We start from the raw sequence: 11,305 nt of genomic DNA on the forward strand, positions 1-11,305 counted from the left end.
GGAGGCTAGTGAGGCACCTCCTCGGCGGGGTTGCCGATCCAGCGGGCGCCGGGGGCGAGGCGGTTGCCCTTGGTCAGGAACGCGTTGCCGCCGAGGGAGGAGCCCTCGCCGAGCACGGTGTCGTAGTGCACGAACGCCATCGAGGCGATCTGGGCCCCGGAGCAGACGGTGATCGGCGCCGACTTGAACACGCCGTCCTCCATCGAGTGCGGTTGCAGGACCACCCCGGCGCCGAGGGTCACGTCGTCGCCGATCTCGACGAGCGACTTCTCGCTGATGCTCGCCCCGTCGTCGAACAGCCGGCGCCCGACCCGCACCCCGAGCAGCCGCCACACCGCGCTCTTCAGCGGGGTGCCGTCGAGCAGGCCCGGCTGGATCGAGAACTTCCAGAACCGTTCGTGCCACCAGAAGTACTCGTCGTAGATCGAGCAGTACTGCGGGCGCAGCGCCCGGAACCCGGTGGTCAGCCGCTCCATGAGCACCCGGAGGCCGAGGTCGACGACGCCGGCGAGCAGGGCGGCACAGGCGAGCACCGAGAACCCGACGGTGTCGTCGAGGTTCACCGCGACCAGTCCGAGCAGCATCGTCACGGCGAGCCGCGCCCACTCGCCGAGCAGGAACAGCACGATCGTGCGCAGGTTGTGGGCGTTCTTGCGGGCGAGGCGGCGTCGCAGGCCCGTGCGGCTCAGGGCGAAGTCCGCCTCGTCGGCCCGTCGACGGGGAATCTCGAAGGCCGGGGAACCGAGCAGCCCGACCCCCGACCGGTCCCGGCCGTCGACCGGGATGGCGGTCTTGCTGCCGATGAAGACGTCGTCGCCGAGCCGGGCACCCGGCGGGACGGTGATCGCGTTGCCGAGGAAGCACCGGGCGCCGATGTCGAGGGACTCCGCGCGGAACGCCGTCGCCGACACCTCGACGTTCACCAGGTCCACGCCGTCGGAGAGCATCGTGCCGGGTCCGACGGTGATCGCGTAGGGGTTCTCGTGCCGCAGCTCGGCACCCACGTTCGACCCGGTCTGCCCCGCGTCGGTCATCCGGTAGCCCAGCGCCCGCAGGTAACCGACGACGTAGGAGCTGTCGCCGAGCAGCCGGACCAGGAACGGGACGTTGGTGAACCACGCGAGGGCGCGCTGGCAGCTGTGGGCCACGCCGTGGAGCGGGTGGCTGCTCCCGGGGACGACGGCCCGTCCGAGGAGCCGGGGAAGGGTGCACACCGCGACCACGCCGAGGACCAGGGCGACGGCGTAGAGGACGGCCGACAGGCCCAGCGCCCGGAGGTAGAAGGCCGGGTCGGCGAGCCCGGAGGGTCCCGGGAGCACGTCGTCGCCGAGGGCCGGCAGCCGGTCGGACGCGACGACGAGGCCGGCGAGCAGGGCCGCGAGCGCGAGCAGCACGATCCCCGGCTCGACGAGGGCCCACCGGGCCCGTCGCCACCGGGACGTGGGGGCGGAGGGGAGCGGCGGCGGAGTGTGCCCGGCCGCGCGGGCGGGCGTGCCGTGCCAGGAGGCGCCGTCGGGCACGACCTGCCCCGGGTGGAGGGTCGAGGCGTGCGCGAGACGGGCGTGCTCCCCGATCACCGTGGCGGTCCCGAGCAGACAGCCCTCTCCCACGACGGCGCCCGCACCGATGCGGATCCGGCCGGTACGGATCGCTCCGGACCACGCCCGGTACCCGGCGAAGGACACCCCGGAGCGGACCACCGCGCCGGCACCGATCTCGATCAGGTCGGCGCACACCGGCGCCGTCCGCGTGAGGATCACCGCGCCCGGCCCGACCCTGGCGCCGAGCGCGCGCAGGTAGAGCGAGTAGAGCGGCGAGCCGGCGAGGAGCCCGAGCGGGGACGAGCGGATCAGCGTCGCGACGATCCAGAACCGGAGGTAGTCCACGCTCCAGAACGGGATCGAGCCGGGCCGGAAGCGCCCCACCAGGAGCCACTTGGCAGCGATCGGGAGCGCGCAGACCACCGCGGCGGTCGCCGAGAGGGCCCCCAGGATCCGGACGTAGAGATCGCCGAGGTCCTGGCTGCCGTCGACCCAGTCCACGTCGACGTCGGCGACGAGGACGCCGCCGACGGCGAGACCGGCGAGCACCACGAGCTGCAGCAGCCCGCACAGGGCGTGCGCGAGGCGGCCGACCGGCGCGGCCGGACGATCCCCGGCCGCCGGCACGTGCGGCCGGTCGACGGCGGCACCGCCGAGCGCGGCGGCCAGGGACCGGACGGTCGGGTGGGCGTACATCAGCCGGAGCGGGACCGGGGGGAGGTCGGTCTCGTCGCGGAGCTGTGCGGAGACGCGGGCGAGCGAGAGCGAGTTGGCCGCGAGGTCGTCGATCACGTGGCTCTCGACCGACACCGAGTCGAGGTCGAGGACGGCCGCGAACGCCGCCGCGAGGAGCTCCTCCACACGGGTCGCGGGAGCGACGACCGGGCCGGTGCCGCCCCCGCGGCGTGCCGACGGCACCGGCAGCGCCGCCCGGTCGACCTTGCCGCTGGTGGTGACGGGGATCGCCGGGAGACGCTCCAGGTAGGCCGGCACCATGTGGGCCGGGAGGGCGCTGCGCAGCCGGGCCACGAGTGCGCCCTCGTCGAGGGCCAGACCCGACTCGGTGCGGTAGTAGCCGACGAGCTCGGTGATCCCGGAGTCCGGGGTGTGGGTCGACACGACGGCCTGGGCGATCCCCGGGACCGCCGTGAGGACGCCCTCGATCTCGCCGAGCTCCACCCGGTAGCCCCGGATCTTGACCTGGGCGTCGGCGCGGCCGACGTAGGTCAGCCCCGCCGGATCGGCGCGGACGAGATCGCCACTGCGGTAGGCGCGGCCCCAGCCCAGGGCGGGCAGGGGCCGGAACGCGGTGAGGTCCTTGGCCCCGTCGAGGTAGCGGGCCGTGCCGACGCCGGCGATGACGAGCTCCCCGACCTCACCGGCGGAGACCGGGAGGTCGGTGTCCGGGTGGACGACGGCGAGCTGCCACCCGGCGAGCGGCAGGCCGATTTGTACGGGGGCACCCGGGAGGAGGCGGGCCGCACAGGCGACGACCGTCGCCTCGGTCGGACCGTAGGTGTTCCACACCTCGTCGCACACCGCGGCCAGCCGGTGGGCGAGCGCCGCCGGGCACGCCTCGCCGCCGAGGATCAGGAGCCGGACGCCGCGGCACTGCTCCGCGGTCCACAGCCCGGCGAGCGTGGGGACCGTGGAGACGACGGTGATCCCCCGCTCGTGCAGCCAGTCGCCGACCTCCGCGCCGGAGCGCACGAGGGTCCGCGGTGCGGGCACGAGGCAGGCGCCGTGCCGCCAGGCCAGCCACATCTCCTCGCAGGACGCGTCGAACGCGACCGACAGCGAGGCCATGACCCGGTCGCCCGGGCCGAGCGGCCGGTCCGGGAGGAAGAGCCGGGCCTCCGCGTCGACGAAGGCCGCCGCACTGCGGTGGGTGACCGCGACGCCCTTCGGGGTGCCGGTGGTGCCGGAGGTGAAGATGATCCACGCGTCGTCGGAGGGACGGGGACGCCCCGGGGCGGACCGGCCGCGCCGCAGCGGCTCGAACCGGTCCGGACCGGTGAGGATCCCGCGCACCCCCGCGGCACCGAACACGAGGGACGCCCGTTCCGGCGGGTCGTCGGCGTCGACCGGCACGTAGGCCGCGCCCACGGCCAGCACCCCGAGGACGGCGACGTAGAGGTCGACCGTGCCGGAGGCGACGCGGATCCCGACCCGGTCGCCGCGCCCGACACCGTGATGGGCGAGCAGCCGCGCGACCCGACCGACCGCCTGGCGGAGGCCGACGTAGTCCAGGCGCCGCTCGCCGTCGTCGATCGCCGGGGCCTGCGGGTGCCTCCCGACCGTGGTGTCGAGGACGTCGAGCAGGGTGCGAGGCGGCGCGGCGGCCCCGCCGAGCAGCACGGCCCCGCGGGGGACGGCATCCCGACGGCGCGTCGGGCCCGGGCCCGACGTCGTGTGGGGTCCTCCGTCGCCGGGTCCCCGGCCGACTCCCACTGGCTGCACGCACGTCCTCCTGTCACCGGCCCCCGGGTCGTCAGCGGCGGGACGCTAGGGGCCCATCGGCGCCGGGCGTCGCGCGCCTGAGGACCGCGACCGGCCGCACGCGCCGAACGGCCGTCGACGCGCGGTCACGGACGTGCGGCGTGCGGGGTCGGTCGTCGGGGCGTTCAGCGGTGTGAGGTCCAGGTGAGCCGCAGTGCGCTCACGAGCGGAGCACCCGGGAGCGGCCCCGGAACTCCGCGATCACCCGGCCGTCGGTGGGGCGGGTGATCGTGACGTCGTAGACCCCGGAGCGGCCGTACACGGTCCGCTCGATGGCGATGGCCTCCAGCACGTCGTTCTCGCGGGCCGAGGCGACGAACGTGATGTCGCCGCCTGCCGCGACGGTCACCGGGCCGGGGGAGTTGCACGCGCACGCGAAGGCGGAGTCGGCGAGCAGGAACAGGTAGCCGCCGTGACACATGCCGTGGCCGTTGACCATGTCGGAGGAGACCCGCATCGTCAGCCGGGCCTCGCCGTGCGCGGCGGCGTGCAGTTCCATCCCGAGCTTGCGGGACGCGGCGTCGTCGTCCCACATGCGCTTGACCGAGGCGGCGATCACAACTGCTTCGCCACCAGCGTGAGGACGTCGTAGCGCGCGACCGAGTCGCCGTGCTGGTTGGTGACGTCGGCGTCCCAGCGGACCTCGCCGTACGCGGCGGTGTCGCGCGGGGTGATCTGCTTGGCGGTCAGCGTGATCGTCAGCTCGTCGTCGAACTTCACGGGCGTGAGGAAGCGCAGCGCGTCGATGCCGAAGTTGGCGAGCACCGGCCCCGGCGCCGGGTCGACGAACAGCCCGGCCGCGAAGGAGACGACGAGGTAGCCGTGCGCCACGCGCTCCCCGAAGAACGGGTTCGCCGCGGCGGCCTCGGCGTCCATGTGCGCGTAGAACGTGTCGCCGGTGAACTCGGCGAAGTGCTCCACGTCCTCGAGCGTCACCCGCCGTGGGCCGCCGACGACGGTGTCGCCGAGGCGCAGCTCCTCGAGGTGCTTGCGGAAGGGGTGGACGTCGGTGACGGTGCGGGTCGTCCCCGGCACCCACTGCCCGGTGACGGCGGTGAGCATCTCCGGCGAGCCCTGGATCGCGGTGCGCTGCATGTGGTGCTTCACGCCGCGGACCCCACCCATCTCCTCGCCGCCGCCCGCGCGCCCGGGACCGCCGTGGACGAGCTGCGGCATCGGCGAGCCGTGGCCCGTCGAGCTCGTCGCGTCGGCCTGGTCGAGCACCAGGAGCCGCCCGTGCCACGGCGCGACGCCGAGGACGACCTCGCGGGCGAAGTCCGCGTCCCCGGTGACGACCGATCCGGCCAGCGATCCCTGCCCGCGCGCCGCCAGCTCGATGACCTGCTCCGTCGATGTGTAGGGCACGAGCGAGGACACCGGGCCGAACGCCTCGACCTCGTGCACGGCGGCGGAGTCGGGGTCGGCGGCGAGCAGCACGGGCGAGAGGAAGGCCCCGCGCTCGGCGTCGGCGTCGGTCACCTCCACGGTCTCCGGGGACCCGAAGAGCCGACGTCCGCCCAGCGCCTTCAGCGACCGCCGCACCTCCTCGCGCTGCTCGAGCCCCGCCAGGGCCCCCATCCGCACGTCCGGGTTCGTGGGGTTCCCGACGACGATCCTGCCGAGGCGCTCGGAGGCCGCCTCGGCCACGGCGTCGAGGTGCTCCACGGGCACGAACGCGCGCCGGATCGCGGTGCACTTCTGGCCGGCCTTGACCGTCATCTCGGTGACCAGCTGCTTCACGTACAGGTCGAACTCGGGCGTGCCGGGCGTCGCGTCCGGGCCGAGGATCGAGCAGTTCAGCGAGTCGGCCTCCGCGGTGAAGCGGACGGCGCGGGCGGCGAGGTTCGGGTGGGTGCGCAGCTGGCGGGCGGTCGACGCCGAGCCGGTGAACGACACCAGGTCCTGCTCGGTGAGGTGGTCGAACAGGTCGCCCACGCTCCCGGCCACGAACTGGACGGCGCCCTCGGGCAGCAGCCCGGAGTCGGCGATCAGCCGGACCAGACCCGCTGTCAGGAAGGCCGTGGGGGTGGCGGGCTTGATGATCGACGGGACCCCGGCGAGGAAGGCGGGCGCGAGCTTCTCCAGCGGGCCCCAGCAGGGGAAGTTGTAGGCGTTGACCTGCACGGCGACGCCCTGGAGCGGGGTGAGCACGTGCTGGGCGAGGAACGAGCCGTCCTTCGAGAGCGGCTCGACGTCGCCCTCGACGAGGACGGTGCCCGCGGGGAGCTCACGCCTCCCCTTCGAGGCGTACGCCTGGAGGACGCCGATGCCGCCGTCGACGTCGAACTTCGAGTCGCCGAGCGTGGCGCCGGTGCGGGCGGAGAGCGCGTACAGCTCCTCGCGGTGCTCGCGCAGGTGCCCGGCGAGCGCCTTGAGCAGCGAGGCGCGCTGGTGGAACGACAGGGCCCGCAACGCCGGACCGCCGGTGCGGCGCGCGTGGGCGGCGGCGCCCGCGAGGTCGAGGCCTGCCGTGGAGAGGCGGTCGACCTCCTCCCCCGTCACGGCGTCGAACATCGGCCGGCCCTCGCCCGACCCGGCCTGCCAGCGACCCTGCAGATAGCTCTCGACCGGCACTTCGAACCCCTAGACGTCGTAGTCGATGGTCAGTTCGTCGGAGACCGGGACCGACTGGCACGTGAGCACGAACCCGGCCTCGACCTCCTCGGTCTCCAACGCGAAGTTGCGCTGCATCGCCACCTCGCCGGTGACGACCCTGGCCCGGCACGTCCCGCACACGCCACCCCGGCAGGCGAACGGCAGGTCGGAGCGGACCTTCTGGGCGGCGTCGAGGACGAAGGAGTCGGCCGGGATCGTCGCGGTGATCTCACGGCCGTGGAGGATGATGCGCGCGGTCGCGCCCTCGGCCGGGGCGTCCTCGTGCCGCACCGGCTGCGGTGGTGGGGTGTCGACGTAGAACAGCTCCGCGTGCACCTTCTCGCGCGGCACACCGAGCTCGGCGAGCTCCTCCCGCGCGCCGGTCACCATCTCCAGCGGCCCGCACAGCCACCAGTGGTCGACCTGGGGGGTCGGGACGAGGTGGGTCAGCAGGGTGCGCAGCTTCTCCCGGTCGAGCCGCCCCGCGAAGATCTCGGCCTCGACCGGCTCCCGCGAGAGCACGTGGTCGAGCTGGAGGCGCGCGCGGTAGCGGTCCTTCAGGTCGGCGAGCTCCTCGGCGAACATCACGGTGTCGGCGCGCCGGTTGCCGTAGAGCAACGTGACGTGGGTGTCGGGGTGCGCGGCCAGCACGGTCGCGGCGATCGAGAGCACCGGGGTGATGCCCGAACCCGCAGCGATCAGGGTGTGGTGCTCGCCGGGCCCACCCGGATCCACCGGGTCCGGGGTGAACCGGCCGTCCGGCGGGCCGACCTCGAGGGTGTCGCCGGCCGCCAGCCGGTCGACCAGCATCTCCGAGAACAGCCCGGCCTCCACCCGCCGCACCCCGATGCGCGGCGCCGCGCCCTCCGGCGCGCAGATCGAGTAGGAGCGCCGCTCGCCGTCCTGGGCGAGCGTCAGGTACTGCCCGGCGCGGAACGCGTAGTGCTCGCGCAGCTCGGGCGGGACGTCGAAGGTGATCGCGACGGCGTCGTCGGTGAGGTGCTCGACGGCAGCCACCCGGAGGGCGTGGAACCCGGTGTCGGGGGGCGCCTCGGGAGCCGTCGTCATCAGATGTCCTTCATGTGCTCGAACGGTTCGGAGCAGGCCCGGCAGCGACGCAGTGCGGTGCACGCGGTGGGTCCGAAGCGGGAGAGCTCCTCGGTGTCGGCGCTGCCGCAGCGTGGGCAGTCCACGCGCCGGGGCGGGGCGGCCAGCGTGAGCGGCGCCGGGCCGGTCGACCGCGGGCCGATGTGCGCCGGCGGCGCGACCCCGGCCTCCGCGAGCTTGCGCCGGCCCTCGTCGGAGATGAGGTCGGTGGTCCACGGCGGGGTGAGGGTCACCGTGACCTCGACCTCGCCGAACGCGCTCAGGGTCGAACGCAGGTCGGCCGCCATGGCGTCGAGTGCGGGGCAGCCGGCGTAGGTGGGGGTGATCGTGGCGACGATCCGCCCGTCGTCGTGCGCGACCGAGCGCAGCACGCCGAGGTCGGCGAGGGTCAGCATCGGCATCTCGGGGTCGGTGACCGCGGCCGCCGCCTCCCACAGGTCGGGGTCCACCGTGCTCACCACGTCGCGTCCGGGTGCGCGCGGGCCAGCGACTGCATGACGGCGAGCACGCGGCCGAGGGACTCCGTGTGCACCCCGTCGCGGCCGCCGCGTCCCCCCACCAGCCCGACGGCGGGGCGGGTCGGCTCGGTCAGCGTGGCGACGGGCAGGACCTGGGCGAGATCGTCGTCCACGGCGGCCCTGAGCGACGCCGGCTCGACGGCGACGCCGCGCGCGACGAGCCGGGTCTCGACGGGGTGGGCGAGGAACAGCTCGGTGACGAACGGCCAGACGTCGTCGAGCCCGGCCTGCATGCGGCGGTGGGACTCGTCGGTCCCGTCGCCGAGGCGGACGACCCAGCCGGCCGCGTACTCGCGGTGGTAGGCGAGCTCGGGGACGGCCTTGGCCGCGACGGCGGCGAGGACCGGGTCGGCCGAGCCCCGCAGCGCCGTCATGAGCGCGAGGCGCCACGAGGAGTACACGAGGATCCACGCCATCGTCCGGCCGAAGTCCCCGAGGTCGGACTCGGCCAGGGTGACGTTGCGGAAGAACCGGTCGTCGCGGAAGTAGGCGAGGACGTCCTCGTCGGACAGTCCGGCGGCGAGACCCGGCGTCCGGAAGCGCTCCGCGGCCCCGAGGTGACCGGCGCGGGAGAGCAGCACCCGGGCCTGGCCGAGCAGGTCGAGCGCGATGTTCGCGAGCGCGACCTCCTCCTCGAGCTCCGGGGCGTGCGTGGCCCACTCGGAGAGGCGCTGGCTCGCCACGAGGGCGTCGTCCGCCAGCATGAGGCAGTACACGGCGAGGTCCTCGCGGTCCACCCCGTCCGGAGCGGGTGCGGTGACCTCGACGACCGTCTCGTCGAAGCCCGCGCCGTACGCCCAGCGCCCCTCGTGATCGGCCTGGCCGAGGGCGTCGTAGACGTTGTCCGTGTGGTTGTCCGTGTGGTTGTCCGTGTGGTTGTCCGTGTGGTTGTCCGTGTGGTTGTCCGTGTGGTGCCCGGTGTCGTTCACAGGTGCGGCACGTCCTCGGGGATCTCGTAGAACGTGGGGTGGCGGTAGACCTTGTCGCCCGACGGTGCGAAGAACGGGTCCTTCTCGTCGGGGCTCGACGCGGTGATCGCGTCGGCCCGCACCACCCAGATCGACACGCCCTCGTTGCGCCGCGTGTAGAGGTTGCGGGCGTTGTGCAGAGCCATGTGGTCGTCCGGGGCGTGCAGCGAGCCGACGTGCACGTGGTTCAGTCCGCGCTTGCCGCGGACGAACACCTCGTAGAGCGGCCACGTGCGGTCCGGCGTGACGCCGGGCCGGATCTCCGGCTCGCCCTCGGGGTGCGCGGTGACGTCGTCGGCCATGCTCATGCCGCGACCGCCTGCTGCTCGCGCTCCGCCTGCTTGGCCGCGTAGGCCGAGGCCGCGTCACGGACCCACTGCCCGCCCTCGTGCGCGGCGCGGCGGTGGGCCAGGCGCTGCGCGTTGCACGGGCCGGCGCCCTTGACGACGGCGGTGAACTCGTCCCAGTCGATCTCGCCGAAGTCGTAGGAACCGCGCTCGGGGTTCCACCGCAGGTCGGGGTCGGGGAACGTGACCCCGAGCTTCTCGGCCTGCGGCACCGACATGTCGACGTAGCGCTGGCGCAGCTCGTCGTTGGTGTGGCGCTTGATCCGCCAGGCCATCGACTGCTGCGTGTTGGGGGAGTCGCCGTCGGCCGGCCCGAACATCATCAGCGAGGGCCACCACCAGCGGTTCACGGCGTCCTGCACCATCTCGCGCTGCGCGTCGGTGCCCGCCATCAGCGTCATGAGCAGCTCGAAGCCCTGGCGCTGGTGGAACGACTCCTCCTTGCAGATCCGCACCATGGCCCGCGCGTAGGGGCCGTAGCTGGAGCGGCACAGCGGGACCTGGTTGCAGATCGCGGCGCCGTCGACGAGCCAGCCGATGACGCCGATGTCCGCGAAGGTCAACGTCGGGTAGTTGAAGATCGACGAGTACTTCTGCCGCGAGTCGATCAGCTTCTCGGTGAGCTCGGTGCGGTCGACGCCGAGGGTCTCGGTGGCCGAGTACAGGTACAGCCCGTGGCCGGCCTCGTCCTGCACCTTCGCGAGCAGGATGGCCTTCCGGCGCAGGCTCGGGGCGCGGAGAATCCAGTTGCCCTCGGGCTGCATGCCGATGATCTCGGAGTGCGCGTGCTGGGCGATCTGCCGGATCAACGTCCTCCGGTAGCCCTCCGGCATCCAGTCGCGCGGCTCGATCCGGCCCTCGGCGGCCACGGTGGCGTCGAACGCCTCGGCCAGCTGCTGCTCGTCCCCGTCCACGTGCCCTCCCGAATGTTCGTTCGGTTACCGATGGTGCCCGACTCCCGAGGTGGACGCAAGCTGTTCGCCTCCCCGTCATGCGGCTCTGATCCGATGCGGGCATGACCGACGTCGTCGCCCACCGCGGAGCCTCAGCCGACGCCCCGGAGAACACGCTCGCCGCCGTCGCCGAGGCCCGCCGCCAGGGAGCGGTCGCCATCGAGGTCGACGTGCAGCGGACCGCCGACGGCGCGCTCGTGCTCCACCACGACGCGACCCCGCGGCGCACCACCGACGCCGCCGCGGTCCTCGGCGACCGCGCCGACGAGCCGATCGGTTCCTTCACGCTCGCGGAGCTCCGTTCGCTCGACGCCGGGAACGGGGAGCGGGTCCCGACGCTCACCGAGCTCCTCGACGCGGCCGGCGACCTGGACCTGCTGCTCGAGCTCAAGGACCCCTGGCACTACCCGGGCATCGCCGACGAGGTGACGGCGGAGCTGGCCGGACGACCCGCCGTCGTGATCTCGTTCGACGCGGGCGCGGTGCGCTCCGTGTCCTCGCCGGGAACCACCGTGGGCCAGCTCCTCGCCGCCGCACCCGACGCCGCGCTGCTCGACGACATCGCGACCTACGCGGAGCTCGTCACCGTCGACCACCGCGCGATGCACGCCGACCTGGCGACCGCGATCCGCGACCGCGGGATGTCGCCGGGCGTCTACACCGTCAACGAGGGCGCCGAGATGCGGCGGATGCTCGACCTCGGGGTGGATCGGATCATCACCGACCGGCCGAGGTGTCTCCGGCAGGTGCTCGCCGTGCAGGTGTGACGCGGCGATC

The 11,305-nt window shown here is 73.8% G+C and carries 9 protein-coding genes; 1 reads left to right on the forward strand and 8 read right to left on the reverse strand.

What is annotated here, in order from left to right; translation table 11 throughout:
• Positions 1 to 5 precede the first annotated feature (5 nt).
• The 8 genes from A3CO_RS0106510 to paaA all read right to left on the reverse strand — a co-directional run bounded on the left by A3CO_RS0106510 (position 6) and on the right by paaA (position 10,489).
• Positions 6 to 4,001, reverse strand: a complete 3,996-nt coding sequence (locus A3CO_RS0106510; protein ID WP_084681591.1) for a Pls/PosA family non-ribosomal peptide synthetase — start codon at positions 3,999 to 4,001, stop codon at positions 6 to 8.
• A 199-nt stretch (positions 4,002 to 4,200) separates the two neighbouring features.
• Entirely contained in the window at positions 4,201 to 4,575 is a 375-nt protein-coding gene (paaI, locus tag A3CO_RS0106515) for a hydroxyphenylacetyl-CoA thioesterase PaaI (RefSeq protein ID WP_051085875.1), read from the reverse strand.
• Positions 4,576 to 4,595: 20 nt separating this feature from the next.
• On the reverse strand, positions 4,596 to 6,614 hold the full coding sequence (gene paaZ, locus A3CO_RS0106520; RefSeq protein ID WP_018331437.1) for a phenylacetic acid degradation bifunctional protein PaaZ: 2,019 nt from the start codon (positions 6,612 to 6,614) through the stop codon (positions 4,596 to 4,598).
• A gap of 9 nt (positions 6,615 to 6,623) precedes the next feature.
• Positions 6,624 to 7,703 (reverse strand): 1,2-phenylacetyl-CoA epoxidase subunit PaaE, encoded by a 1,080-nt coding sequence (paaE, locus tag A3CO_RS0106525; RefSeq protein ID WP_018331438.1) that lies wholly within the window; start codon positions 7,701 to 7,703, stop codon positions 6,624 to 6,626.
• Positions 7,703 to 8,203 (reverse strand): 1,2-phenylacetyl-CoA epoxidase subunit PaaD, encoded by a 501-nt coding sequence (gene paaD, locus A3CO_RS0106530; protein ID WP_018331439.1) that lies wholly within the window; start codon positions 8,201 to 8,203, stop codon positions 7,703 to 7,705. Before paaD ends, paaE begins: the two co-directional genes overlap by 1 nt.
• On the reverse strand, positions 8,197 to 9,189 hold the full coding sequence (gene paaC / locus A3CO_RS0106535; RefSeq protein WP_018331440.1) for a 1,2-phenylacetyl-CoA epoxidase subunit PaaC: 993 nt from the start codon (positions 9,187 to 9,189) through the stop codon (positions 8,197 to 8,199). The genes paaD and paaC overlap by 7 nt, the downstream gene beginning before the upstream one ends.
• Entirely contained in the window at positions 9,186 to 9,530 is a 345-nt protein-coding gene (gene paaB / locus A3CO_RS0106540) for a 1,2-phenylacetyl-CoA epoxidase subunit PaaB (protein WP_026204343.1), read from the reverse strand. The genes paaC and paaB overlap by 4 nt, the downstream gene beginning before the upstream one ends.
• Positions 9,531 to 9,532: 2 nt before the next feature.
• Entirely contained in the window at positions 9,533 to 10,489 is a 957-nt protein-coding gene (gene paaA / locus A3CO_RS0106545; RefSeq protein WP_018331442.1) for a 1,2-phenylacetyl-CoA epoxidase subunit PaaA, read from the reverse strand.
• A gap of 101 nt (positions 10,490 to 10,590) precedes the next feature.
• On the opposite strand from paaA, the gene A3CO_RS30490 reads away from it, so the two are divergent.
• The gene (locus tag A3CO_RS30490) at positions 10,591 to 11,295 is read left to right on the forward strand and encodes a glycerophosphodiester phosphodiesterase (RefSeq protein ID WP_018331443.1); all 705 of its coding nucleotides are present in this window, start codon (positions 10,591 to 10,593) and stop codon (positions 11,293 to 11,295) included.
• Positions 11,296 to 11,305 lie beyond the last annotated feature (10 nt).

This window comes from Actinomycetospora chiangmaiensis DSM 45062 (assembly GCF_000379625.1).
Classification (GTDB): Bacteria; Actinomycetota; Actinomycetes; order Mycobacteriales; family Pseudonocardiaceae; genus Actinomycetospora; species Actinomycetospora chiangmaiensis.